At 48.2% G+C, this 24,114-nt stretch carries 23 protein-coding genes and 2 pseudogenes; 6 read left to right on the top strand and 19 right to left on the bottom strand.

Translation table 11 applies throughout. The features are described 5' to 3' along the window. Positions 1–483: 483 nt before the first annotated feature. Positions 484–783, bottom strand: coding sequence for a hypothetical protein (locus A3844_RS08460; protein WP_074107157.1), 300 nt, complete (start codon positions 781–783; stop codon positions 484–486). Further along, positions 776–973 (bottom strand): hypothetical protein, encoded by a 198-nt coding sequence (locus A3844_RS08455; protein WP_074107156.1) that lies wholly within the window; start codon positions 971–973, stop codon positions 776–778. The genes A3844_RS08460 and A3844_RS08455 overlap by 8 nt, the downstream gene beginning before the upstream one ends. A gap of 210 nt (positions 974–1,183) precedes the next feature. Here A3844_RS08455 and A3844_RS32745 point away from each other — a divergent pair, with 210 nt between their 5' ends. Together A3844_RS32745 and A3844_RS33885 are read left to right on the top strand one after the other, a co-directional pair. Continuing rightward, the gene (locus A3844_RS32745; protein WP_167374652.1) at positions 1,184–1,954 is read left to right on the top strand and encodes a hypothetical protein; all 771 of its coding nucleotides are present in this window, start codon (positions 1,184–1,186) and stop codon (positions 1,952–1,954) included. A gap of 221 nt (positions 1,955–2,175) precedes the next feature. Further along, the gene (locus A3844_RS33885; protein ID WP_341864885.1) at positions 2,176–2,598 is read left to right on the top strand and encodes an ATP-dependent DNA ligase; all 423 of its coding nucleotides are present in this window, start codon (positions 2,176–2,178) and stop codon (positions 2,596–2,598) included. A 324-nt stretch (positions 2,599–2,922) separates the two neighbouring features. Here A3844_RS33885 and A3844_RS08440 read toward each other — a convergent pair whose 3' ends face one another. Then, positions 2,923–3,594: a hypothetical protein gene (locus A3844_RS08440; RefSeq protein ID WP_074107155.1), complete on the bottom strand. Its 672-nt coding sequence runs from the start codon at positions 3,592–3,594 to the stop codon at positions 2,923–2,925. A 325-nt stretch (positions 3,595–3,919) separates the two neighbouring features. Between A3844_RS08440 and A3844_RS08435 the strand changes: the two genes are divergently transcribed. Beyond that, the gene (locus A3844_RS08435; RefSeq protein ID WP_074087490.1) at positions 3,920–4,345 is read left to right on the top strand and encodes a hypothetical protein; all 426 of its coding nucleotides are present in this window, start codon (positions 3,920–3,922) and stop codon (positions 4,343–4,345) included. A gap of 478 nt (positions 4,346–4,823) precedes the next feature. On the opposite strand, the pseudogene A3844_RS33405 reads toward A3844_RS08435, so the two are convergent. The 5 genes and pseudogenes from A3844_RS33405 to A3844_RS08410 form a co-directional block, all read right to left on the bottom strand. Beyond that, a pseudogene (locus tag A3844_RS33405) lies at positions 4,824–5,077 on the bottom strand (ran-binding protein 10); the annotation flags it as partial. Between the two features lie 244 nt (positions 5,078–5,321). After that, complete coding sequence (locus tag A3844_RS32245; protein ID WP_143192046.1) at positions 5,322–5,591, bottom strand: hypothetical protein; 270 nt, start codon at positions 5,589–5,591, stop codon at positions 5,322–5,324. 631 nt (positions 5,592–6,222) lie between these two features. Further along, positions 6,223–6,456, bottom strand: a complete 234-nt coding sequence (locus tag A3844_RS08420; RefSeq protein WP_143192045.1) for a hypothetical protein — start codon at positions 6,454–6,456, stop codon at positions 6,223–6,225. 365 nt (positions 6,457–6,821) lie between these two features. Further along, the gene (locus A3844_RS33880) at positions 6,822–7,169 is read right to left on the bottom strand and encodes a DUF6713 family protein (RefSeq protein WP_074087491.1); all 348 of its coding nucleotides are present in this window, start codon (positions 7,167–7,169) and stop codon (positions 6,822–6,824) included. A 179-nt stretch (positions 7,170–7,348) separates the two neighbouring features. Further along, the gene (locus A3844_RS08410; protein WP_074107154.1) at positions 7,349–7,744 is read right to left on the bottom strand and encodes a hypothetical protein; all 396 of its coding nucleotides are present in this window, start codon (positions 7,742–7,744) and stop codon (positions 7,349–7,351) included. A gap of 124 nt (positions 7,745–7,868) precedes the next feature. On the opposite strand from A3844_RS08410, the gene A3844_RS08405 reads away from it, so the two are divergent. Then, on the top strand, positions 7,869–8,258 hold the full coding sequence (locus tag A3844_RS08405; protein WP_074107153.1) for a hypothetical protein: 390 nt from the start codon (positions 7,869–7,871) through the stop codon (positions 8,256–8,258). A 261-nt stretch (positions 8,259–8,519) separates the two neighbouring features. Here the strand turns inward: A3844_RS08405 and A3844_RS08400 are convergent, their stop codons facing one another. After that, complete coding sequence (locus A3844_RS08400) at positions 8,520–8,672, bottom strand: LexA family protein (RefSeq protein WP_167374651.1); 153 nt, start codon at positions 8,670–8,672, stop codon at positions 8,520–8,522. A gap of 426 nt (positions 8,673–9,098) precedes the next feature. Between A3844_RS08400 and A3844_RS33975 the strand changes: the two are divergent. Continuing rightward, a pseudogene (locus tag A3844_RS33975) lies at positions 9,099–9,392 on the top strand (tyrosine-type recombinase/integrase); the annotation flags it as partial. Between the two features lie 157 nt (positions 9,393–9,549). Here the strand turns inward: A3844_RS33975 and miaA are convergent. The 4 genes from miaA to mutS all read right to left on the bottom strand — a co-directional run bounded on the left by miaA (position 9,550) and on the right by mutS (position 16,357). Continuing rightward, positions 9,550–10,506 (bottom strand): tRNA (adenosine(37)-N6)-dimethylallyltransferase MiaA, encoded by a 957-nt coding sequence (gene miaA / locus A3844_RS08385; RefSeq protein ID WP_074086232.1) that lies wholly within the window; start codon positions 10,504–10,506, stop codon positions 9,550–9,552. Next, complete coding sequence (locus A3844_RS08380) at positions 10,496–11,275, bottom strand: class I SAM-dependent methyltransferase (protein WP_074086231.1); 780 nt, start codon at positions 11,273–11,275, stop codon at positions 10,496–10,498. Before A3844_RS08380 ends, miaA begins: the two co-directional genes overlap by 11 nt. A 40-nt stretch (positions 11,276–11,315) precedes the next feature. Next, on the bottom strand, positions 11,316–13,418 hold the full coding sequence (gene mutL, locus A3844_RS08375; RefSeq protein ID WP_074107150.1) for a DNA mismatch repair endonuclease MutL: 2,103 nt from the start codon (positions 13,416–13,418) through the stop codon (positions 11,316–11,318). 92 nt (positions 13,419–13,510) lie between these two features. After that, positions 13,511–16,357, bottom strand: a complete 2,847-nt coding sequence (gene mutS / locus A3844_RS08370; RefSeq protein ID WP_074107149.1) for a DNA mismatch repair protein MutS — start codon at positions 16,355–16,357, stop codon at positions 13,511–13,513. Between the two features lie 326 nt (positions 16,358–16,683). Here mutS and A3844_RS08365 point away from each other — a divergent pair, with 326 nt between their 5' ends. Then, positions 16,684–17,481 carry a GNAT family N-acetyltransferase gene (locus tag A3844_RS08365; RefSeq protein ID WP_074086228.1) on the top strand — a complete coding sequence of 266 codons (798 nt, stop codon included), beginning with the start codon at positions 16,684–16,686 and terminating at the stop codon, positions 17,479–17,481. A gap of 124 nt (positions 17,482–17,605) precedes the next feature. Here the strand turns inward: A3844_RS08365 and A3844_RS08360 are convergent, their stop codons facing one another. The 6 genes from A3844_RS08360 to A3844_RS08335 all read right to left on the bottom strand — a co-directional run bounded on the left by A3844_RS08360 (position 17,606) and on the right by A3844_RS08335 (position 24,032). Further along, positions 17,606–19,027, bottom strand: a complete 1,422-nt coding sequence (locus A3844_RS08360) for a putative amidoligase domain-containing protein (protein ID WP_074107148.1) — start codon at positions 19,025–19,027, stop codon at positions 17,606–17,608. A 182-nt stretch (positions 19,028–19,209) separates the two neighbouring features. Further along, positions 19,210–19,767: an outer spore coat protein CotE gene (locus A3844_RS08355; RefSeq protein WP_074086226.1), complete on the bottom strand. Its 558-nt coding sequence runs from the start codon at positions 19,765–19,767 to the stop codon at positions 19,210–19,212. 279 nt (positions 19,768–20,046) lie between these two features. After that, entirely contained in the window at positions 20,047–21,069 is a 1,023-nt protein-coding gene (locus A3844_RS08350; protein WP_074086225.1) for an HD-GYP domain-containing protein, read from the bottom strand. 211 nt (positions 21,070–21,280) lie between these two features. Further along, entirely contained in the window at positions 21,281–22,258 is a 978-nt protein-coding gene (locus tag A3844_RS08345; protein ID WP_074086224.1) for an aromatic acid exporter family protein, read from the bottom strand. A 161-nt stretch (positions 22,259–22,419) separates the two neighbouring features. After that, positions 22,420–23,256 carry an ABC transporter permease gene (locus tag A3844_RS08340; protein ID WP_074086223.1) on the bottom strand — a complete coding sequence of 279 codons (837 nt, stop codon included), beginning with the start codon at positions 23,254–23,256 and terminating at the stop codon, positions 22,420–22,422. Then, a complete protein-coding gene (locus A3844_RS08335) occupies positions 23,253–24,032 on the bottom strand; it encodes an ABC transporter ATP-binding protein (protein WP_074107147.1) in 780 nt (259 codons plus the stop codon). Before A3844_RS08335 ends, A3844_RS08340 begins: the two co-directional genes overlap by 4 nt. Between the last annotated feature and the right edge of the window lie 82 nt (positions 24,033–24,114).

The raw sequence follows: 24,114 nt of genomic DNA, 5'->3' as shown, positions 1-24,114 counted from the left end.
TCTAAGGCACCCTTCCCGTCAATCTCATTGCTTCCAGCAGGGAACACTGGAGAAGGCCTCGCAATAAATTTGGTGGTTAGTATCTGAGATTTCATCGGATAAATAAAAGATGAATAGGCCTAGTTCAATACAATAAATAACAAGGGATTACTCATTTGAGTTGATCTTTTAGCATACCTCCAAGATCGGCAGTATACTGAGTTAGCCTTAAGCTAATTTCGGTACGCATCTCATCATGTGTCATGCCAAACCGTTCCTGATTTCCACGGCAAAATATTTCTCAATCTCCTTTAGGCTCTTGCCAACCATTGTATCTATGTAAGGAAGCAAAATGAGGTCGCGTACCATTGTCTACTCTTCAATCGTTAACAATTTATCTACAGGGTGGCGTTGCTGCTCATCGTACTGATCAACATGTTCAGTCATGATCATTTTTGTTTTCCACCGCTCGTTTCCTTCCAGTTTAGTCATTGTGCCCCCTCCTTAATGATAAAGCCAGTAATCAATGTTATTCCCCTCTCTGCCGTTCTGTACGCCTCGTTCCTGGGAGGTGTCGTATGGAACGTTACGTTCCCAGCCCTCAAGGATGGATGCCGTCTGGATAGGCATGGATACGCTCCATTGTATGTAATTTTCGGCGGACAGGACTTTAAATGCCTTGATGATCTCCGGCGGCCGCCGCCCGCTCAATCGTCCCAATTCCTTAATATTGGGCATCCGTCTGAAATGATAACGGAACTGAGATATGATCCGAAGTAGCTTGCGCGGGGTATCATCAAGCATGCTGCTTCTTTGCTACCAGCATCCATGAAAGTATGCTGACAGTTAAGAATACACGCGGCGCGCCGGTGATTAGACAAGTGACCCGGATACGCCCGTCACGGATGCCGTTCACTTCGATTTTCCGCTGCGTAATCTTCCCAGCTTTGTCCAGGTATATAATTTCGATGGTTTGGCCGATGCTCATTTTCATGTGATCGCCTCCAATAAAATAAGAACGTTTGTTTGTATTATAACCAAACATACGTTCTTTATACAATGAGTAAGATATTCTTTGATTGGGATAAAAAAGAATTTCATCGTGTTCAATCACAATATTGCAGATATAGTCATATTTGTTTAGACAATCCTTGTTAAGTTTTGTAAAGTCAATTTCTATAATACATAATGAGGAGTGTAGCAAATGAGAAGGTTAAAACTATTGCTAGTGCTAGTGTTAATGTTTGTGGCTTTGCCTGTACAGGGGGCTTTTGCAGCATCTATCACGAAAGTTATTGATTTTGGTACAGTGCATAATATTAGAGCAATTAACATCGCGGGAACTGGAAAAATAACCAGTATTGAATTTCATGGATCTTCAGGCGAAATTTTGGAAAGCTTAACAAATTTTAATTATCCTTTAGGTGTGATTATTAACTTTCCGAGAGTTACTAGGCCAGTACGTTATATGGTAATTGTTGTATCAGAAGGGTCTAATCCTACCGGTGCTACAGGTTATGCTTTACAAGGTGGGGAAGGTGATAGTTATGTAACGACAAACGTAAGTGATTCCGCTCCAGATTTAGGGGCGCCAACGGCCACTCCGACACCGACACCAACAGCTACTCCGGTGCCGACAGTAACTCCATCACCAACTCCATCACCAACGGCAACACCTGTTCCAACACCGTCAACAACTCCTAAGCCCTCAGCAACTCCAGAGCAACCTTCAGGAGATCGGGCTATTCTTACCGTAACGTTGATTAACGGAACGGAGAAGGAATATGATCTTCCTATGTCTGAGGTTGAAGCATTCGTAAATTGGTATGATGCCCGTGATGCAGGAAGAAGCCCTGGTATGTATGCGATTGACAAGCACACAAACAATAAAGGCCCCTTTAAAAAGCGTAAAGATTATGTTGTCTTTGATAAAATCCTTACCTATGAAGTAAGTGAGTACACCGTAGCCGAATAATCCTTCCCAGCACTTACCTCCTCTATCCCTTATAGCCAAACGCTATAATTGGATAGAGGTTTTTTATGTTTATATCCCCTATACTGCTGCAAACGGCCCCTGGTCCGTTTAGCCACAGTGATTTTATATATGAACCAAAGATCGACGGCCAACCGATGATTTACTCCTAGCAGTCCGGGAATGTCCGGCTATACACCCGCCACAATAACGACTGCACCCGGCTGTACCCTGAGTTTCAGCTCCCATTTACTGATGACATTATCTTGGACGGTGAGGTCGCATGCGTCAATCCGACAACCGGAGTATCAGATTTTGAAACGGTTATGAGTCAATTCCAGGCGCGGCGGGCGGATAAGATCCAGCAGCTCAAAGTTACCCTACCAGCCTATTACGTCATCTTTGATATCTTGCAATTTAAAGACCATGACCTACGTGGGCTTCGGCTCCTGCGCCGCAAAGAGATACTAGAAGGACTATCCCTCCCCTCCGGTAATTATGGCGTGGTGCCACATGTGGACAGTGCAGGCGAGGCATTGTTTAAGCAAATCGAGGATCGTGGGATGGAGCGTGTTGTGGGTAAGCGAAAGAACAGCATATATGAGACGGACCGCCGATCTGCAGTCTGGAAGAAGGTCATTAACTAGACCTATGTAGAGGTTTATATCACGGGATTTCGTAAGCAGGAATTTGGGTGGCTTGCTGCTGTGCCTGATCCGTCTGGCAAGCTACGCCCTGCGGGAACTATCGAGCTTGGGGCATCGCCTCTGCATAAGCAGGCTTTTCGAGGAGTGGCCCAGCAACTTATGAAGGGTGAAAACAACGAGTTTGTACATCTTGAACCCCAGCTAAGGGTAAAGGTGAGAATGAGGAACTGGGGCCAAATCTGGCATGCTCCGGAGTCCGGTGTTTACGAAGTTCATTGTATGAAAAGAACCCCCGTTGGGTATTTTGCCTAACGGGGGTTCTGGTTACTTATAATAAGAAGTCGGCAAGATAACTACATCCGCCCCTTTCTTATTTGTATTACTCTCAAGTGAGAAAACCACAACTCCGATTTCAGAAACGCCCGCAACATCTATCTCACTTGAGGTGAGTTTTGTGCCAGGTTCTAATATGATAGTTTTCAGCTCCTCTTTAGTCGCATTATTAACAAATTGTATTTCTGCTTTATTCCCCAATGTAAAAATATCCACTACTAGAGTTTGATACTTCTTATATGGATAAAATGTTGCCACCGCTAATCCATAAACTTTAGGAGCGACGATAGCTTCTTTATAATTAACCCCATTAAAATTTACATAAGCTGGGTTTTGCGAGTAACCCATATCTTTATTAAAGAGGGCTTTCTCTTTAATCAATGGTACTGACTTTTGCTTTTCGCCTATTTGTAATGTATTTGTCGATTTATCTACTGTTATGTTTATTTTTGTCGCTTCGGTAACTACGCTTACCGGTATGTATTGTTGGCCGTTAATAACTACTGGTTTTGCTGAGTTTGCACTTGGAGCCCAGTCGAAGCCATTAAGTTTATACTTTAGATTAGAAATCGTTCCTTTGACTTCGTTCGCAGCAGAAAATGCAACCGTACTTCCTAGTATAAGCGTCAAGATAGAGATTGCAGCAACTTTTTTCAAATTCATAAAAATCCCACTAATAACTATTTTTGCCTTTATATTAATTTATCGGATAAATATCCGAAACAGTTAATAAGTATGATATTCCATAGAAAATGCCGGGATTTTTATAAGTGAAAGGAGTTAATATATGCCGAAAGAACTGAAAATAGTAATAGAAGAGCGACAAGTTGTGAGTATACATACAAAAGAATTAGTTCACGTGATATCTAGGTTTATATGATTAAGCAATGTACAACTTAAATGTATATAATCATCAGGAATTCTGTCCAATCTATAATTGCGGATTCACAATATAATAACGTATAACCTTGAAATGGAGTGATGATAAATGGCGACAATTATAAGTTACGGTTCACAGGCAAAAATTCCGTTAGACCCGCTTACTATTACTACAACAGTTGTTGGGACTCCTGGAGCTGGAGCGGGACTAGCCACGGCACAAGTAAATATTAGTCCGGCTAATCCTGCCTCTTTCTCCAGTAGAGTCGAGTTAAATGGTAGTTTTAGTCTTACTGCACTTGCTAATAGTCAATTTTTTGTTATTATCCGGCGTGCTGGAGTCGATATTTATAGATCCTTTTATCGTTTTACTACAACTACTGATATTCAATTAAATGTTCTGTGGGTTGATGGTCCTTATCTTGGAATTCACAACTATGAATTGGTGATCCAAAATGATAGCAACTTGCCTATAAATCTATTTGGACCCATAGCATTCACAGCAACTGCTATTGGAGGAGAGGGCGTAATTTAAGTTATGCAACTAGATTTGGGTCTAGTCAGATAACAAACGCGAAATCTATTTGATGCTCAAAACCAAATTAGCGGTTGCAAATTGAAACGGAGAAATAATATGGATTTAAATGGTGATATATTTGCAAGTCCTGTAATATTGTAATGAGGATCAAAAAGTTATTGGAGCCCCGGCTGCTCGCCAAGGTGAGAATCAGGAGCTGGACCAAATCCGGAATATACGGAGTCCTGTATTTACGGAGTTTATCATATAAACAAAAAAAGTCCGCCGACCAGTTAAGGTTGACGGGCTTTTGCCGTTGCTTTCGGACTGCACGCTCGGTGCTTCCGATCCGTGTAATAAAACAACATCCCATTTGGTACATTATGTATATTTAAAAAGGTAAAATTCCCCTGAACGTAAGGAAATCCCCCCATATTGGCGGGGTAGGATACGTTCTTTATGTTCACTAAATAATAACTGGAACAATGTGTAAATGCTATTTTGTAGAATATTCGTCTACACTGAACGTAAGAATTTTAGCGAAGATTACATAATCTTTCCGGCTGGTAAAGGGTCCTTTGTTATTGTCGTGTTTGTTGATTGCATATGATGCTGTTCCTGTACCACCCTGCTCATACCAAGCAATGAAGGCATTTACCTCGGCCATCCTGAGATCACAAATTCTTTTTCAAGGCCAGTGTTCATCGTCACTACCAGGATCGCCCGGTCACCTGTTGGCTGCTCTGGAGTCGGTGACGGTGTAACCGTTGGTGTTGATGTTGGTTCAACAGTTGGTTGCGGTGTTACTGTTGGTGTAGGTGCTGTTGTTGGTGCAAAAGTTGGTTCAGGTGTCAGAGAACCTATTGTGATCCCACTAATAGCGATCCAAGTAGTACTCCCAGTACATACTATTCTAACCCCACTATACTTTCCGGGGGTTACTACAAAAGGATCAAGAATTGTATAGGTTTTTGTTATATGATTCTCTACACTTTTAGTTACATTTTCCCGAAATCTCTACCCACTTATTAGATTGTAAACCATAAACTTTATAGGTAGCATCCGTCTTAGGATTTGAAGAAGCCGCCAACTGAACAAATTCAAGATATACTTCTTTGGGAAATCTCACCTCTAATGCACCACTGGTACTACCGCTGTTCCAAAAACTTTCTATATTCGAGTCTAATACATTGTTTGCTGTCATCCCACCATAGGAATTACTTCCATATGCTATAGAACCATCAGGCGGCACTAATCCTTGCATTTCACTAATGGTGCCCCCACCTTCAGCATATGAAACCTCATCTTCAAGTATTGGGCGGATAAATAAAACCGATAAAATGACAACAACACTATTAGTAACTTACCTATACTACCCATTCTTTTTTTCACAAATTTCCATCTCCTTTAATATGTATGCATACAAGCCCACAATAAATAAAGGCGAACAAACAGTCTGTTTTTCGACGAAAATTCACAATACACTTAAGGGTTATTAAGGGATTATAAGGATTAATGAATGAACAGAAAAAAGCCCACTAAACCATTTAAGGGTTGATGGGCTTTTACGATTGCCGATGCTTTCGGACTACACCCTCGTTGCTTCCAAACATGTAATAATACAAAATTCTATTTCCCGATGATTTTACTCACAGCATACAATCTCTTTATTCCTTCTGTCCCTACCCACCCACCTACACTCGCCAAGATGATATTATGAAAAAGCTTCATGGCTATAGAATAGGTCATTGTACCAATGATGATTTCAATAACTAAGAACCTCAGGACAGCTCCCTTGGTTATAATGTAGACTTTGAATTCTTGATTATGAAGCATCGGTCTCATCATCCACCTCATAAGGGTTTTAAGTAACCAATATGCTTCCATCAGGTTGTCTAATTCCTACTTAGACTCATGAGTTTAATCCATTTAGGCCATGCAATCCGGAAATTGCTCAATGAAATCAAAATCATTTGCAGTACCCGAAAGCGTATATCAATCCCGTTATTGTCGTCAACCTTGGCAACCAGGAGAACCATATCATCGATATGCACACCGCTGATCATTACCCGCTCCACATTACCCGTATGCATATCCTGTAAGGAGTCAGTGATCCGATCGTCTCCCATATTTACTAAGCTTATTAAGAAGTTTCGAAAGTCCCAAAATACAAAGTAAAGTTATTCCTGCAAAGATGGGCATGAACTACGTATTTTAATGCCAAACCGAGAGACAATTACCAAGCGCCTCAAGGCTGCGGTTAATCAGATTCATCGCTGGGTAGACATTGTTCTCCTGAACTTCGCCAGGTCTTTAAAATCCTTACTTGCACCAGTGCAATCGCAACACTCAGACTCTTCCCCTTGCCTAAGAGGTCCTTCGCGGTTGGAAGCAATATGTAAAACGTCATGCTGGAGTTAACCGTGCTGAACTACTCATTTCACTTGCGAAATCCAGTGTGGGGGTAATATGCAATTATTTTAACCGACATCTGCTAAAAATACATTAACCCAACAAGATGTAACAAACCCAATAAGCCCATTGGATATATAATTAATCTTGAGTATAAGTTCTTAAAATTATTATTTGGATGCTTCTCAAAGAAAAAATGAGCGATCGAGTGAAAAATTAAAAATAGATCTATTATTACGAAAGATAAAAGATGTTGACTTATAAATGAAAACAGTAAAAAAGTATATAGCGGTAGATGCAAAATTGTAAATACTTTGAATGCACGTTTATCTTCCATATCTTTTAGGATTATAAACATTCTCCATTCTTTGGCTCTTATTGCATCCATTTCGTGCAAAAGTAGGAGAGCAAAATTAATTGAAAAAATCATTAGTAAAATTGATGACACAGTTACACCTCACTTATTGAATATACTCAGAGTTAATCACATCATAAAATAATTACGTTTCGAAACATGGAGGGTTCCATTAAACTGCCCGTCAGCCTAAAAAGAGTAACCTTAACTCATTTAACTATGACTTCCATTATACTGCGGTATAATTCTCATCCTCATGCTCCAGATAACGCAGCTGAATGATCTCTCGTTCCAGCCTTCTTAAGCCGACCCATTACCAGATCCAGCAGCAGTGACTGTCGCTCCAGCTCCGCCTCCCTAACCGTATTCCATACCGCTATATTCTCCGTCGTCCGGCTTATTGCATTGGTAGATCCATGATACCGAGGCTCCGGGTTGGCCGTGAGTGCCGCCTGGCGCCGCACGAATCCAATCTGTCGGTACACACGAACCGGTTCCAAGTATACTTCCACCCGGCGACGGGCCTCTGTTTCGTCGATCCGGAGGATGTCAAAAGCCAGTTGGATTGCTAATTTATACTTCGAATGAAGGTAAGTGATTGGACCCCCGTCCCGGCCAAGGCCAAGGTAGTGGAGGTCTTTGTATATCACTCTATAAATTCTTTTAACATAAATGTAGTTTATTCCATCGTGGCTAGTTATTTGTGGCAAAAAAAGGAAATTGGGCATATAACTATTTTGAACGCAAAAACACGATGAAAGTAGGAATCGAAAAATGAATTATTATCAATCTGGGTACAACTTTCCTTACCCAACTTACCCAGCGCAAACAGCATATCCTCAGACATCAGAAAGCAATTATTCACCGCGAGACAATACATTTTCAACACGCCGTATCCAATTCGATGCCGCAGGTGCAGATGGAAACAATTTAGATGTTTTCATTATCACTAATTCACTCGAACAGCCGATAGTAACTCTCGCAGACAATAATGGATTCCCCTATATCAGAGACTTCTATGCTAAGGCTATTGAACATCATGGATATAAAGGAATTCGTTTGACACTTCGTTTTGAAGGAGCAGCCCGCGGAGGTCGAGGATTTGCTGTCAATATTGCACAGCCTGGTATGAACGGAAACTTCGCTGTTTTTCCGATAAGTTAGGCACTGTTTGTAGTTACTTGAAGACTACATCAGATTATTCAATTCTAATATGTGCATTCCCCCTCCAATTCAAGGTAGGGGTTCTTTTGGGTTCTCTATTCACCTTCCGTTAAGCTTTTTCCGTAGCTCCATTTTCTCCTGCAGCAGGCACGCGTTTTTTTTCACGCAACGCTTCATATGACTCGAGCGAATCACTATCCTTATGCCCCACAACCCGTAATGTTCCGACCTCAAAATCTGTCTTCTCCAGATAACCTTTATTCACTTAATCAGCGAATGTGCTGTGGAACGAGACTTCAGCGTCAGAAGATCCGCAACCTCAGTAACTGAAGAAGCATACCCCTTTTGAGAAATAAAACCTTTTATAAGTTCAAGTGTCTCCGCCTGCCGATTTGATATTGGTCTGTTTGTCATGACTGCACCCCCTTTATCCGGATGAAACATTCTTTTGATCCAGCTTCAGCGCTATGGCCAACTGGCACACTCGCCGCCTGTCACATCCAAGAACTGCAGCAGCAGCTCCACGTTTATGCTTTAGTTTTGGATAATGTTGAAGCATCCAATTCCGTTCAAAATCTGTGATCCGGATATCTGACTGAACAGAGAGCAGGTTGATTTCATTTTCCTCCGAAACCGCTGCTTGTTCATTGCCATCACGGAGTTTATTAGGGGAACGCCGGCTATCATTCTCTAACACCCCGTCAAGCTTCAGCCGGCTTAAAGTTGATGCAGTTGATGTGTAGGATGTACCCGTTGCCATTGCTGTAGTGTTCAGGTCCTTACTCAGAAGTAGGCGCGCTCGATACAAAGAAGGCCAAAACTACTTCTTTTGAAGAAGCGGCTGCTAAATGGCTTGAGGGTTATGCGAAAACTGAAGTTAAGGAAAACACGATGGAACAACGCGAGGTCACACTTTTGTTGATATTTAAGCACATTTCGAAAATTAACATTAACAAAATTACCACTCGACAGTATCAAAAGATACTTCATAAATTATTTGATGACGCGAGTATTCGAACTTCATCTTCTCCAGAGACAACGGTCGGCCGATCAGTCAGAAAACACTTAACAATCAATGCAAAGCATTGTGAAGTATACATTGATTCAATGGAGAATCACACCTCATATTTTTAGGCACACATGTAAACACGAAAAAAATAAAAAAAAGATGCCTCCGAAAAAGTGAAGATTCACTTTGGAGACATCCTTGATACTGAATGTTAGCAAGAAATGTGATTTTACGTGATTTACAACCCTCGAGAACATCTAAAAAACCCTTTATTATCAACAGTTACAATGCTTCATTAAACTTGTCTGCTATTTTAGCACGGATTTTGGCAAAATTCTCTGAAAAGTCTTGGGTCTCATCGACGTCGATCCACTGAATCTCTTTCATGTGGCGAAACCATGACAACTGTCTTTTGGCGAATCGGCGGGTATCGCGTTTAAGTAGTGTCACTGCTTCGTCCAACGTCATTTCGCCCGCGAGGTATGCGGCAATTTCCTTGTAGCCCAATCCCTGCATGGACACCAGGCTTCTGCTGTAGCCGCGTTGCAGCAGTCCTTCCACCTCAGTGACGAGTCCTTCCGCCAGCATCTGATCAATTCGGTCTTCAATACGTTTATATAGTATTTTCCGGTCCATTGTTAAACCGATCAGGCACAGCTCATACGGGGATTCCTTTTTCTGATCCGCATGGGATTCGGAAAGTGTGACCTTTGTCTGATGGTGAATTTCAAGCGCACGGATGATCCGGCGGCGGTCATTGGGATGCAGTCTGGCAGCGCTGACCGGGTCCACAGCAGCCAGGCGGGCATGCAGCGCCTCAGCTCCATGCGCCTCTGCAAAGGCATCCTGCTCGCTGCGGAATGCTTCGTCTGCTACAGCCTCTGAGAAGCGGAAACCGTAACAAAGGGACTCAATATATAAGCCTGTGCCGCCTACAATAAAAGGAAGTTTCCCCTTCCGGCTGATCTCTTCGATCAGCCGTCCGCCCTGTTCCTGAAATTCAGCAGCAGAATAAGAATCCTGAGGATCATGAATATCGATCAGATGATGGGGAATTCCCATCATTTCCTCAGGTTTGATTTTGGCTGTTCCGATGTCCATCCCCCGGTAGACCTGCATCGAATCACCGGAGATAATCTCCGCATTATAGGCCTCTGCCATTTCAAGGCTAAGCCTGGTTTTGCCGACTGCTGTCGGGCCAAGCAGCACCAGAACCCTCCGTTTTGTCTCAGTTGTCAATGGATATCACCCCGTACGAAGTTTTGGCGCTAGCCCGAAGCAACTCGGTAAAACCAAGCCGGGAGAATTCCCCGCTTAAGGCTTTTTCTTTCAAAAGAACCGTTTTGCGGGCGACTCTGACGGCCTCAGCGACACTCTCCGGTGACAGTGCCGCCGCATTCGCGAACTGGCGCAGAGGGGATATCGCCGCCGAATCCGTCAGCGGTACCCGGAACATCGGGTCAAAATAGACAATATCGATACTGTGATCCGGCTGTTCCCGCAAATAAGCCAAATGATCACTGTGCACAACACGCACGCGTCGGAGTGCAGCATTCACTTTTTCCTGTCCCGAAACATAATGGCTCATGCCTTCGAGAAGCAGCGCGCAAAGCGGCAGGGAGCTCTCTAGTGCCGTAACCATGGATTCTTCTCCGCCGTGCACCGCAAACAGCAGGGAATCGCTGCCCAGTCCTGCCGTACAATCCAGCACACTGTCGCCCGGCACCATACCGGCGGCTTCCAGCATCGGATCATGCTCACCCCGGATAATCCGTTTAGCCCGGACAAAACCCATGCTGGGATGGAATTCCATCGGCGGCATGCCGGGAGTAATCAGCCGCACTGCCTCCTGCAGAACTACCAGAATCTCTCCGTCCCCGTATCGTTCCACCATCTTGGCCATGGACAATTTGCCTCTTTGCGCATAGATTGTACCCGTTTGTATGGCTAGGTTCTTGGCCCGTATTTCAATTTCCGGGATCGGGTCAAAGCCCGTTGTTATAATCATGTTGCCTCCGTTCCTGCTCACAACAAATTCCATTATTCAATTACATCACTCGTTTGAACAGCTTCTCTAAATCATACGAGGAAAAGGATACCACAATCGGCCGCCCATGCGGGCAGGTATAGGGCTGACGGCAAGCAGCCAGACGTGAGAGAAGCGATTCCACTTCATGCTCTGTCAGCTTCTGGTTAGCTTTGATAGAGGCCTTGCAGGAGCAGAGAATCGATGATTTCTCACGAAGTTTCGCAAGGTCAATGGTACGCTCGCTCAGCACCCACTCCGCCATTTCTTCGATGACCGCTTTCTCATCCCCTTCCGGGAACCAATATGGAAGGGAGCGGACCAGAAAGGTCTGGCCTCCAAAGTGTTCCAGATACACTCCGGCCTGCTGGAACCAGTGCAGCCGCTCACTGAGCTGCCGGCTCTCGGATGGTGTGAACTCCAATGTAATGGGCAGCAGCAGCTCCTGTGAAGCGTCTTCGGGACGTCCGAATTTCTCATAATAATATTCGTAATTCACCCGTTCATGCGCAGCATGCTGATCAATCAGATACAGCCCACTGTCATTCTGGGCAATAATATAGGTTCCATGATGCTGGCCGATATAGTTCAGCTCCGGAAACTGCGGAAGACCAGCCTCTTCACTGGAGGGCGGAGCATAGAGTTCTTCTGTGGAGGGCATCTGGCCCCGAGTGGCATTCGACATCGGGAACTGGCGGTAGCCCCCGGCACCTTCATTCGAACGCGTAACGGATGGCGGAGTGCTGGCGCCACTATAGGCTGTCGCTGTTTCCCGTGTCTGGAAACCCGTTCCTGAGGTATTGCTGTAGCGTGATTCTCTTCCGCCAGCAGCTCCTCCGAACAGTGGAGCATCGCTGCCGCCGCTGCTCTCACGGACCTGGGGAACCTGGGACTGGAGGCCGCTTAACGGTCCTTCGCTGCTTGACGAACCACCATGCCGCTCTCCTTGGGCAGATTCTATAGTACCGATTGCAGCAGCAGGACCGCTGCGTGGATTAACCATGTCCTGGTCGATGCGGCTGCCTGTACCATCCTGAGGTGGCGGAACAGCTCCCTTCGAAAAAGCAAATTGCTCTTGAATAAAGGAACTGCTACCCTTGGAACCGATCATTTCTCTACCGGGCCGGGGGATCAGGCTCTGACCAAGCAATACCTTACGTATTTCCTGCTCAACAAAAGCGTAGAGCTCCACTTCTTTACTGAATCGGACCTCCAGCTTTGCCGGATGCACGTTGACGTCCACAAGCGAAGGGTGCATCTCAAGCTGCAGTACTAAGAGAGGGTAGCGGTTGATCGGCAGGAGTGTATGATAGGCCCGCATAATGGCTGCATTCAGGCCATTGCTGCGGATATACCGCCCGCCAACAATGGTAGTGACCGCATTGCGGTTGGAGCGCGTCCACTCCGGCCGGCTGACATAACCGGAGAGCCGGTAATCCGGATCTTCCGCAGCAACCGGCAGCATTGCTTTGGCAGCGGAGGTGCCGTATACAGCAGCAATAACCTGCAGCTGATCCCCGTTGCCAAGCGTATGCAGCAGTTGATTGCCGTTGTGATGAAGGGTGAAGGAGATGGACGGATGCGCCAGTGCCGTGCGGTACATCGCGTCTGAAATATGGCCCAGCTCCGTCTGTACGCTTTTCATATATTTCAGCCTTGCCGGAGTATTGTAAAATAATTCCCTTACCGCAAGATCGCTGCCCTTGCCGGAGGGCTCATCCTCATTCCGGATCAGCTTGCCGCCTTCGATATTGAGCGCTCTGCCCTTTCCATCCTCATTGCTTGATGTAAGCAAAGACAGCTTGGACACAGAAGCAATACTGGGCAGAGCTTCCCCGCGGAATCCCAGACTGGTGATTTGAAACAAATCCCTGCCGTTCAGGATCTTACTTGTCGCATGACGGTAGAAGGCAGTCTCACAATCCTCGGGATCAATCCCTGAGCCGTTATCCTTCACCCGGATGCTCTGTAGTCCGCCCTCCTCCACCGACACTTCTATGCGGGTGCTTCCGGCGTCGATGGCGTTCTCCACAAGCTCCTTTACTACCGAAGCGGGCCGTTCGACCACTTCCCCGGCAGCGATCTGGTTGGCAATATGCTCGTCAAGCACATGAATCTTGGCCATGTTCATTTCACCTCGCGAATAGGCTTTTTATAGATATATTACATTACTTAATTAACAAATAAACGGCCCTTGAAATAGAGCTACAATGATACTTATAGGGTCAGCTCTTTGGCTTTGATCTTCAACTCGTTCAACAGGCCCATTGCCTGTAGCGGCGTCATATTCATCAGGTCAGCCCCCTGAACGGCGGAGATCAGCTCCTTAAGCAGCGGATTCTCTTTTACGGTCGCCACTGCAGCCCCGCCTTTGCGGTTCTTGCGCGGTTCTTCTTCTCCAAAGATAGAGAGCTGTACAACTTCATTGTCCTCTTCACCTGCGGAAGAAGCAAGTGAGACGGCCGTTTCAAGCTGAGCCGCCGTTGTTGAAGCTTCGATAGTACCGCCACCAGAATGAACACTGCCGCTGCGCGCTGAAGAATAGGCTTGCCCAGCCGTGGATGGACCTCCTTCAGCATTTGGCTGCAGAGGTAGGACCTTGTTTTCCTGAATACCCTGCACGGTATGTTCATTATAGCCTGAGCCATAATTCAGCGAAACACTTCCCGGAGGGGCGGCCTGTTCAATGTTCTGAAGAAGGCCGTAGGCGCGGTCGATAATGCCTTCCGGAAGTCCTGCCAGCCGTGCACAATATATCCCGTAGCTGCTGTCCGCCGCTCCCGGTACGAGCTTGCGCAGGAAATTCACTTTATCGCCGCTTTCCTGTACGGCCATTGAATAGTTGCGGAGCCCTGAGAGGCTCTGCTCCAGATGGGACAGCTCATGGAAATGCGTGGAGACCAAGGCCTTGCAGGCAATGGTATCATGCACATATTCGATGACCGCCTGGGCAATCGCCATCCCCTCACTGGTCGAAGTGCCACGGCCCAGCTCGTCTATGATGATTAGGCTGCGCGATGTTGCTTTTTCCGTCATCACCTGGATATCAGCCATCTCCACCATAAAGGTGCTCTGGCCGCCGATCAGGTCATCCGCTGCACCGATACGCGTAAAGATGCGGTCAATAAGCGGTACCTCAGCACTGCCGGCTGGCACAAAGCAGCCGATCTGGGCCAGGATGCAGATGAGGGCGACCTGGCGCATATAGGTGCTTTTACCCGCCATGTTCGGGCCGGTGATCAGCAGGATATTTCCTTCTGCCTTGCTTAAAGTGCTGCCGTTGGCAATAAACGCCGAATCCTTCAACACCGCCTCTACTACCGGATGGCGTCCGCCTTCCAGCCGCAGATCATAACCGTCGGAGAGCTTTGGCTTCACAAAACGGTGCTCGGCACTGACCGCTGCCAGGCATTGGTAGACATCAATTTCAGCCACCTTCTCGGCTAGTGCCTGAAGGCGGGGAATCTGCGCCCCGATCCGGTCGCGAAGTTCGATGAACAGACTGTATTCCAGATCAGTCATTTTGTCCTGTGCCTCCAGGATCAGAGCCTCTTTCTCCTTCAGTTCAGGTGTAACAAAACGCTCTGCATTTGCCAGCGTCTGCTTGCGTTCATACCGGCCTTCCGGTAAAGAGGAAAGATTGGAGCGCGTAATTTCAATATAATAGCCGAATATTTTGTTATATCCGATCTTTAGGGATTTGATGCCCGTGGCCAGGCGTTCTTTGGCTTCCAGCTCTGCAATCCAGCGTTTGCCGCTGCTGCTCGCTTCCCTCAGCTCATCCAGACGCTCATGGTAGCCTGTTCGGATCATTCCGCCATCACGCACCGATACTGGCGCATCTTCAACGATGGCTGATTCGATATCCTCACGAAGCTCCGCGCATTCATCCATACTGGCTCCGATCTCCTGCAGAGTTGCCGAACCGGAATCCAGGCACATTTCCTTCAGCGCGGGAATCTGGGCGAGCGATAGTTTCAGCGCATTCATATCCCGGCCGTTGGCGCTGCCAAAGGCGATCCGTCCAACCAGCCGTTCCAGATCATAGATCTCTTTCAGCGCTCCGCGCAAATCCTCTCGGACGATAAACTGGTTGTACAAATAATCGACTGCCTCCAGCCGGCGCTCAATCGGGGCACGCTGGAGCAGCGGCTTATCTATTCTGCGGCGTAGCAGACGGGCGCCCATGGAAGTTTCGGTCCGGTCGAGAAGCCACAGCAGCGAGCCTTTTTTGGAACGCTCACGCACCGTTTCGGTCAGTTCCAGGTTGCGCCGGGTGAACGGATCCAGAATCATATAATTACCCGGCTCGTACGGTGAAATCTGGCTCAGCTGGCCCAGAGAACGCCGCTGGGTTTCGCTCAGGTAAGAGATCAACAGCGCAAGGCACTGGCCGCGCTCCTTCTCCAGGCGCACCCAGGCGGCTTCGCCGAACTGACGGCGCGCCAGCTCCTCTTCGCGTTTCTCCCAAGGCGTATATACGACCGGTTTTGCCAGCAGCGAGGCCTCACTCCGCAGCATGTCCAGCAGCGCTGCATCCCCGATAATCTCGGCAGGTTCATAGATTCCGATCTCATCCCTCAGCCATTCATCACCCGCGAGCACGGAAGTGACATACAGCTCACCCGTGGTCAAATCACAGGCAGCCAGCGCCATCATCCCGTCCTCCTCGGTTACACAGACGAGGTAATTGTTATTTTTGTCGGAGATGATCTTGCCATCCATTACCGTGCCCGGTGTCACTACGCGGACGATGTCACGACGAACCATCCCCTTGGTGACTGCGGGATCGTCCAATTGCTCGCAGATGGCAACCTTGTAGCCTTTTTCAATCAGGCGCTGTATGTAACCTTCGGCGGCATGATAAGGCACTCCGCACATGGGAATGCGCTCTTCGCCTCCGCCTTCGCGGCCCGTTAATGTAATCTCAAGCTCCTTGGAGGCCAGTATCGCATCCTCAAAGAACATTTCGTAGAAATCGCCCAGACGGAAGAAAAGGAAAGCGTCCTTGGCTCCTTCCTTTACTTTTAAATACTGCTGTATCATCGGCGTATAATTTGCCATCTTCAACCTCCATACCTGCATCATACTGTTCTCTATTATAGCAGAAACTTGCCCGGCAAAGTCACCCTGTGCATGTTCGTTACACCTGTGGCCTCTGCTCCTGAGCTGAAATTCCATCTGCACCGCAGGCTGTAATCCACAGTGAAAACAAAGGAATCCTTGGGCCACAAGGCTTGGAATGGTGTGCTTTTAAGTCCTGATGCAGTAAAATCACTATAGAAGATGAACTTAAAAAAACAAAAATGGACAAAAGCCATAATAATAATCCAGAGTTCAACTTCTAAGCGTTTTAACATTTCATAGATAGATCCGAGGAGGGAATCAGCATGATCCGTAAACTGGGTGAGGCCGACCGGGAGCCGTTGATGTCGCTGCTAAGCAACGATCCCGCAATCAATTTGTTTATTATTGGAGATGTAGAGAACTTTGGGTTTGAACAGGATTTCATGGAGCTCTGGGGTGAGTTCAGAGAAAATGATGGCCGGCTTAACGCCGTGTTGCTGAGGTTTTTCGGCAGTTTTCTGCCCTATGCGGACGGCCCCTTCGATGCCGCGGGATTTGCAGCGCTGATGAAGAGGAGTCAAAAATTCGAGATGGTATCAGGTTCTGCGAAGGTGGTTAGGGCTGTTGCCGAACATTTGAGCATCCGGACGGAGAAGCAAATGAGGTTCGCCGAACTCCGCAAGCTCAGCAGTACAGTACATACAGCCGCAGCATCAGCACATGTTATCCAGAAGGCAACCGTTTCCGATGTGGAAGCGATCTGTTCGCTTACGGATCAAATTGAGGAATTCATAAGTAACCCGGACGATTCGCGCAAAAGTCTGCGAAAAACACTGGAGACCGGCACAGGCCGGACCTATTATATCGAACAGAATGGCCAGGTGATTGCTACGGCCTCCACCTCAGCGGAAAGCTCCATGTCAGCGATGATCGTGGCCGTTGCCACCCACCCCGCATTCAGAGGACAAGGATTAGCCAGCCAGGTGGTGGCCCGTTTATGTACCGACATGAAGACAGAAGGCAAAACGCCTTGCTTGTTCTACGACAATCCGCAGGCCGGCCTGATCTATCACAAACTTGGTTTTCAGGATATTGGGTTTTGGACGATGCTGTACATCTAATAAAAGCTAGAGCCTGTGGTGGGTCACGCTAAAATGGCAGAACAACAGACGACTATTGAAAGAAGAAGACAGATACCACTGAAATCAAGAAATTGTCGGGCACCTGTGAACACTTGCAGAGCGTTCACAGGTGCTTTTTGCCGCACCAAAGCCCGCGGATGTCGCGTGATTCATCCCAGGTCTGTTCAGCGGCAATACTGCTGAACAGAGGCTCTATATAGCGAGCGGCCTGCCCATAGCCAGGCAAGGCGCGAATCTGCGCTGCAAGCGGGGGGAACACAGCGCGCAGCGGGGACTTGTCGCCGCTGTAGTAGGCGGCGTGCAGGTCATCCCGGTCGAGCGGGCGTAGCCTAAGGTCTTCATAGCGGCTCACGATCAGGTGAGCCAGGAAGACCGCCCCCTTCGCGATGACCGGGGACACCAGGAAGCTCGGCAGGGTCCGGTATTCAAAGCCGCCATGCGGCTGAAGCCGGAAATCGCCGAGCCCCCCGTATCTGGGACGCCGTGCTGCTGCACGTGCGTCCTCCAAGAGCATCAGCGGCAGCGCGAGATAGTTGTCGAGCGCGCGCAGGAGCGGCGCGCACAGCGCCACGCCGCTGAAGTGCAAATGGCCGCCGAGGGCCCAGCCCGCCAGCGGCATGCCTCCCGCCCGCCAGCGCAGCGAGCGGTCGGCGATGAGCCGGTCCGCCGTGCGCGCGGCGGACATCAGCTGCGCCAGCAGCTCGCGCGGTTCCCCGCGCGGCGCAGGACGCAGCTCGGCGACCGGGAACGTGCCCCGCGTTCCCGGAGGTCCGGCGTCGCAGCCGGCGACGCCGTCCGTGGGCAGGTACCGCGACGCCGGCACGACGCGGCCCGTGGATTCCCGGAGCAGGAGGAACTCCGGGTCCATGCCCAGCAGCAGCCCGGGACGGCCGGGCTGCTCCAGAGCCAGGGAGCGCGTCAGCGCCAGCGATGCTGCGCGGTAGGGCTCCGGCAATGCCCCGCTGGCGGCTGCCGGAAGCGGAGTCACCTTATCTACTCTGTAGCGGCGGCCCCCCATGGCTTTCAGCAGCAGCTCACCGCTATCTAGCCCAAGGCTGTACAACGCCTTTACCGCGGTGTCCCTTATTTTCCCCGCCGCACCGCGCCGGTGGCCGGAAGATGCAGGATAGGCTGATAGTCTAGGTTCAGTCTCTACTGCCCCACCGCGCTCCCCGGAGAAGCTCCGGGGCCATTCTCCAGCTACCAAAACTTCCAGAGCCCTTCCTTCATCCATCCCGGAAGTTCCCAGTCTCCCGGCCGTGACTGTACCTTTTACAGGAGGTAATGACGCTGGATTCATCGCTGCACCCGTCCCCAGCGGCCGAATTTCAAGAACCGTCAGATTGAATACAAGGACCCGATAGTACTGACTGTAAAGATTTTCTCCCGGTGCCATTCCATATGTATTCTCCCCAGTGCCTGAACTGCCGCCCTGTGTTAGCAAAGCTTCCAGGCCGCTGCGTTGAAGCCTGTCTTCCCGCTGGGCAGCAGATAATTTCTGGTAGACCCGAAGACCTTCATTCATATCTCCGCCTCCTTCTGAAAACTACCGTAATAAGGCAGCATCATCCCTCTTTAAATTGCAACTGCTGCACGCAGATAAATAAAATAAAAAAAGGAGGGCATTCGCCCTCTCGCCGCCGCCCTCACTACATATAATGGATCATAACCCATTCGATAATCAGTTGGCGGCGGCGCTCCTCTTCCTTACAGCTCATCATCCAGGGCGTCAGGGTCCAGATCCTCATAATCGAAGCTTTCACCGTCAAAGTCATAATCCTTGTCTTCCGGATCGTCGCTTTGATCGGTGACAAACACGCGGACTTTGGTCTCAGCCACCAGTTCCGCCTCGAACTCCCGTTCTACACGCAGCGTCACACTTCCTCCTCCTGGAGAAACGCCCGCTTCCACACAGTTGGGTTCCTGCGTTGCCTCCGCAGAAACCTCGACCGTGGAAGCACGGTGTCTGGGATCCAGGTATGACAGTGGAATAAGTTCCACATAGGAGACCGTTTCCTTGGCTACCTCGGTCTGCTTGTTCTTGTCATACGAGTACCAGATGTTCACATCGTAAGTACCAATTACTTCGATTCCGTTCCCGGCGGCAACCGCTTCGTACTGGTGGTTGATAATCCAAGCCCCCAGAATACTCGTCGGATGGTGTGGCGGAGTTACGGTATGGGTTGCTGTAGAGAACTTACGACCTTTGCCGCAAATTGCCTTCGTAATGATCTCCCTTGTTTGACGTTTATGGCTTAATGACATCTTTAAACCTCCTCCATACAATCATTCACTATCAAGTGTATGCACGTTCTGGGCATTTGTTGATTGTTAGAGTAGAAATAAATTTGGGTAAGCCCTCCAAGCCGCTGCCCGGGAAGAGTTATACTTCATTTTATTGTGAAATTTGTCTGGATATGAGTACATAATCGAATTCCCGCCACAAGAAAAAAGAAAAAATACGTTTTCACCCGCAGCCTCCTGAATATCTCCAATTCGCAAAAAAACCCCGCAAATACTCTGCGGGGGTCCTTTTCATCTATTCTATTGCGGTAGGACACGTACAATTCCAAGGGTTCTGTGCTTGCTGAGATCAATGAAATCCTCACCGATATTTACCAAAGGACGAAGCGGATCATGCGCCAGAATCATAATAATTTTACCAATCTGTCCGTCTGTTAGAAGTGCGTCGTTGCCTATCATGGACTGCATCAGCTTATTGATAAATACACTGCAAATATAAGGGTCAAGCTTGCCGAATGAGTTATCCTCCATTTGCTTAAGGACTTCATACAGAGGTGCTGCTGAACGGTAATAACGGTCAGAAGTCATGGCATGAAATATATCCGTGACGGCTACGATTTTGCTGAATTCCGTAATGCGGTGTCCCAGCACCCCGAACGGATAGCCGCTGCCGTCCATTCTTTCGTGGTGCTGAAGTGCCACGAGTGCCTGCATATGCGACGTTCCTACCGTATCTCTGATCATCTCGTAGCCGAGCGTAGTATGTTTTTTCATGATGGTAAATTCCTCTTCATTTAGAGGCCCCGGTTTGGTAAGGATTTCGGCCGGAATCATGATTTTGCCGATATCATGAAGGGTTGCGGCAATCGTCAGCATGCCCAGGTCTTCCGGGCTTAGCTTAAGCCACTTCCCAAGAAGTGTGGATAATATGCCTACAGCAACATTATGTCTGTATGTATAGTCATCTTTAGACTGCAGTGCAGCCAATATCCCGAAAAAATCATTCTTCTCACTGACTTGCTGGATGAAAGGAATGACCTCGTTTCTTAGCTCCAGCATAGGAAGCCGTTTGCTCTTGGTATAGCGGAACTGCTCAAAAATATTCTCCATAGCTTCTGTACAGTCATCCACTGCCAGCTGATAGAAAGCCTCACTGTCCAACTGAATCACATCATGCGGCTGGAGAATAATCCGATGCTGGGTGATTAGCCGGATATGCTCCGAGCTCAGCAGTGTCATAGCAGGTAATACAAAGACACCGTTGTGATTAAATAGATTGTCTATAAGCTGTTTGCCTATATATTGTTCGTTGCTGTTATTCATCTTCCTCACCTGCCAGTGCAGAATTATTCACAAGATGTGAAGTAGCTGCTGTAATTTGGAATATATGCCGCCCCATTCAGCTTGTAATACTATGATGTCCTGGCTCTGAATCCTATTGAACGCAGCCTTAAATAAGCACACGCATTTTGCTCCTATATCTTTTATCGTTATTTCGTACCAAAATGTGAATACCTAAATTCTTCCTTCAGCTTTATGCTGAACTAGGCCGTTTCACCGGTTTGATATCAACCGGCATTTTATACCTTTTGGCGATACTCAGATACAGTGAGAGCTCACGGCATAACTGCAGAATAGCTGAACGGACCTCGAATTCCTCACGGGTTTCCGGCAGATCCATTCTTTGAAATTCCTGCTCCAATACTTCCAGCAGTTTTTCGGTCCGGCCCGTATATTCTTCAGCCAACACATCATTGCTGAGTTGATCGAACAAATCTGCAACCATGTCCCCGTGAGGCAACTGCCGGTAGACCTGCGAGAGGAGCTGCATCATATTCTGAATCGATTCGAGCTGTTCCTTGCGCATATAAAAGTAAACATTCCAGGCTTCATCCGGATGAATCACATGGTTCTCCATTTCTCTGGAGGCTGCTGTCAGCCCCCGCTGTACCGCTTCATTCGCACCGATCAGTTCCTTACCGTCCCAGAGATATCCCGGGTCACGGAGTGTACGAGCCATCTGTGTAAAAATAACCGAGAAGTAGCCGTCCACCTCTTTACGGATGGCAGCAATGACACTTCCGGTCTGAGGCATATAAATCAAATTAATCAATCCGGCAGATCCAAGGCCGATGAACAAGAGCTCAATCTGCTGCAGCAGTACATGTACCGACAACTCAGCTTGTCCAAATACCCGGAATACGATAACAGAGCTGGTAACAATCCCCTCCTTGTAGCCGGATTTTACGATCATCGGGAACCCGATGAGTACATACATCCCGAGCACCCAATAATGGAATCCCAGGAAGAAAAACAAAATACAGCCGAAAAAAAGTCCCACCAGCGATGCCAGAAACCGCGCTGTGATCGTACGCAGACTTCTTTTGCGTGTCGTTTCCACACCCAGAATCGCGAGCAGACCCGCACTTTGCGCATTCGGGATGCCCACAGCGGCTGCCAGCAGGATCGACAGCAGTGTAGCAGCCGCTGTTTTGATAACTCGAAATCCCATGAAAATACCTCTCCTTGCGATCTTGTAAGTCAAGCAGTTCCAGTTTAGAATCATTCGATGCATTACCCGGGAACGCCAGCTTATTATGTTAACTATAAGTTTCAAGTGAAGATATAGACATGGTACAAGATTTTGCGAAGCTGCACAATATGACATATTTTTCACCGTCGTGACAAAATCAGCTTCTCCACATATACCACCAGTTGATACATGGCAGTGGCCACAGCGGCAATAATCAGCAGACTGGACATCACAAGTGTGAAATTGAACACCTGAAAACCGTAGATAATCAGATACCCAAGACCGGATTTAGCCACCAAAAACTCGCCAACAATGACACCTACCCAAGACATGCCCACATTCACCTTGAGCGTGGATACGACCGTGGGGAAGGAAGCCGGCAGGATCACCTTGCTGAATATCTGTACCCGCGAGGCCCCAAACGACTTTGCCACCTTCACCAGATTCGGGTCCACGCTGCAAAAGCTGTTATACACCACAAGTGTTGTAATTATTACCGTGATTGACAACGTTGTTACCACTATCGCCGTAAAGCCTGCACCGAACATTACGATAAAAATCGGCCCCAGCGCGACCTTCGGCATACTATTAAATACAACCATATACGGATCAAGCACTGCCGATAAAAAAGGCGACCACCAGATCACGATGGCAAGAAGTGTGCCTAGAAGTGTCCCCAGCACAAAGCCGACAACCGTTTCGCCAACCGTCATGCCCAGATGCGGCCATAGGCTTCCGCTAACCATATCACTCCAAATCTGCCTGAAAACCTTGGTGGGGTAGCTGAACAGCAGCTCATCCAGCCAGCCCAGCCGTGCCCCTGCTTCCCAAAGAACAAAGAACAGCACGAGCAGACTGCCGCGGACACCCGTCACCCGGGCGCGCCATCGCCGTTTTTTCTTCTGATACTGAGCATGCTTCTCTTCCAGCCATGACGCACGGGAGGCGGCTAATTCAATTTGTTCAACGGATTTCATGAGTCTTCCCTCCCTGCAAGCTCCATTTCCTTCCACACCTCATGGAAAAGCTCCGCGAACCCCGGCAAGTCCCGTGCATATAACGGAGGTGTGCGCCTGATCGCTTCAGGCACGATAAATATCTTGCGGATCTTTCCGGGATTCGGCTGAAGCAGGACCACCCGGCTGCTGACAGCAATCGCCTCTGACAGATCATGGGTAACCAGAATAGCCGTTGTTCCGCGGTTACGAAGAGTCTCTGAGACCAAATCCTCAAGCTGCAGCTTAATTTGGTAATCCAGCGCGGAGAAGGGCTCATCCAGCAGCAGCAGCCCAGGGTCCGTAGCAAGGGTCCTAACCAGTGCCACCCGCTGGCGCATCCCTCCTGACAGCTGAGCCGGGTAGGAATGCTCTTTGCCGGCCAGCCCCATCTCACCAAGCCGTTCTAAGGTTTTCCGTCTTGAGTTCTCATCGAGATTGCCGGTCAGCTCCAGCCCCAGCAGGGCATTATCCAGAATGGTCCGCCAGGGAAATAGGTAATCCTGCTGCAGCATGTAGCCCACCTCAGGAGAAGGGCCGTTGACCGTGTGTCCGCTCACGGACACTTCCCCGCGTGAAGGCTGAAGCAGTCCGGCAATGATCGACAGGAGCGTGGTTTTACCGCAGCCGCTGGGTCCGACCAGACTGACAAATTCACCCGCTTCCACATTCAGACTGAAGTTCTCGATGGCAAGCGACGCCTCGCGGTCCCCCAAATAGGCATGCGTCACTTCCTTTAACTGCACAATGGGAAGCATATCACCCCTCCTAAAAGTTTTGTTAGCATCAGCTACTCTGATCTGCTTCGTACAAAACTAGCTTCGGAAGCATTAACTTTAA

The sequence above is a fragment of the Paenibacillus helianthi genome, from assembly GCF_001909055.1.
Taxonomy (GTDB): domain Bacteria; phylum Bacillota; class Bacilli; order Paenibacillales; family Paenibacillaceae; genus Paenibacillus_AQ; species Paenibacillus_AQ helianthi.
Note: the sequence above shows the minus strand (reverse complement) of the source record. Positions and strands in the feature narration are given on the sequence as shown.

Coding starts and splice junctions, on each gene's coding strand:
- A3844_RS08460 (WP_074107157.1), bottom strand. CDS start 783: ATGCTTGATGATACCCCGCGCAAGCTACTTCGGATCATATCTCAGTTC.
- A3844_RS08455 (WP_074107156.1), bottom strand. CDS start 973: ATGAAAATGAGCATCGGCCAAACCATCGAAATTATATACCTGGACAAA.
- A3844_RS32745 (WP_167374652.1), top strand. CDS start 1,184: ATGAGAAGGTTAAAACTATTGCTAGTGCTAGTGTTAATGTTTGTGGCT.
- A3844_RS08440 (WP_074107155.1), bottom strand. CDS start 3,594: ATGAATTTGAAAAAAGTTGCTGCAATCTCTATCTTGACGCTTATACTA.
- A3844_RS08435 (WP_074087490.1), top strand. CDS start 3,920: ATGGCGACAATTATAAGTTACGGTTCACAGGCAAAAATTCCGTTAGAC.
- A3844_RS32245 (WP_143192046.1), bottom strand. CDS start 5,591: ATGCAAGGATTAGTGCCGCCTGATGGTTCTATAGCATATGGAAGTAAT.
- A3844_RS08420 (WP_143192045.1), bottom strand. CDS start 6,456: ATGGGAGACGATCGGATCACTGACTCCTTACAGGATATGCATACGGGT.
- A3844_RS33880 (WP_074087491.1), bottom strand. CDS start 7,169: ATGATTTTTTCAATTAATTTTGCTCTCCTACTTTTGCACGAAATGGAT.
- A3844_RS08405 (WP_074107153.1), top strand. CDS start 7,869: ATGAATTATTATCAATCTGGGTACAACTTTCCTTACCCAACTTACCCA.
- A3844_RS08400 (WP_167374651.1), bottom strand. CDS start 8,672: ATGACAAACAGACCAATATCAAATCGGCAGGCGGAGACACTTGAACTT.
- A3844_RS08380 (WP_074086231.1), bottom strand. CDS start 11,275: ATGATTATAACAACGGGCTTTGACCCGATCCCGGAAATTGAAATACGG.
- mutL (WP_074107150.1), bottom strand. CDS start 13,418: ATGGCCAAGATTCATGTGCTTGACGAGCATATTGCCAACCAGATCGCT.
- mutS (WP_074107149.1), bottom strand. CDS start 16,357: ATGGCAAATTATACGCCGATGATACAGCAGTATTTAAAAGTAAAGGAA.
- A3844_RS08365 (WP_074086228.1), top strand. CDS start 16,684: ATGATCCGTAAACTGGGTGAGGCCGACCGGGAGCCGTTGATGTCGCTG.
- A3844_RS08360 (WP_074107148.1), bottom strand. CDS start 19,027: ATGAATGAAGGTCTTCGGGTCTACCAGAAATTATCTGCTGCCCAGCGG.
- A3844_RS08355 (WP_074086226.1), bottom strand. CDS start 19,767: ATGTCATTAAGCCATAAACGTCAAACAAGGGAGATCATTACGAAGGCA.
- A3844_RS08350 (WP_074086225.1), bottom strand. CDS start 21,069: ATGAATAACAGCAACGAACAATATATAGGCAAACAGCTTATAGACAAT.
- A3844_RS08345 (WP_074086224.1), bottom strand. CDS start 22,258: ATGGGATTTCGAGTTATCAAAACAGCGGCTGCTACACTGCTGTCGATC.
- A3844_RS08340 (WP_074086223.1), bottom strand. CDS start 23,256: ATGAAATCCGTTGAACAAATTGAATTAGCCGCCTCCCGTGCGTCATGG.
- A3844_RS08335 (WP_074107147.1), bottom strand. CDS start 24,032: ATGCTTCCCATTGTGCAGTTAAAGGAAGTGACGCATGCCTATTTGGGG.